Annotated in this window: 1 protein-coding gene; it reads left to right on the forward strand. The window is 71.8% G+C overall.

Translation table 11 applies throughout. The annotated features are described in order from the left end of the window. Positions 1 to 338: transposase (locus RM812_RS42805; protein ID WP_311586533.1), on the forward strand; the 338-nt coding region annotated here is incomplete at its 5' end. Between the last annotated feature and the right edge of the window lie 35 nt (positions 339 to 373).

Genomic DNA, 373 nt, shown 5'->3' on the forward strand with positions numbered 1-373 from the left:
GTCACCGCGGGCATGCCAGCGTTGAGGACCACATCCGGTGCGGCAAGACCACCGGCTTCGGCCGCTTCCCCTCCCGCGATTTCAACGTCAACGCCGTCTGGCTCGAACTCAGCCTCGCGGCGATCGACCTGCTGGCCTGGACGCGCGTCCTGCTGCTGGACGGGGAGCTGGCCACTGCCGAGCCGAAGAAGCTCCGCTACCGGCTGCTGCACGTCGCCGCCCGCCTCACCCGCGGCGGCCGACGCCTGCGCTTGCGGATATCGGCGACCTGGCCCTGGAGAACCGAACTGGCCACGGCCTTCCATCGCCTCGCCGCACTGCCCCGTCCCGCCGGCTGACCGGCAGGCCCCTGACCGCCCACGACCCGAAGGAC

The sequence above is a fragment of the Streptomyces lancefieldiae genome (assembly GCF_031845825.1).
Lineage (GTDB): Bacteria > Actinomycetota > Actinomycetes > Streptomycetales > Streptomycetaceae > Streptomyces > Streptomyces lancefieldiae.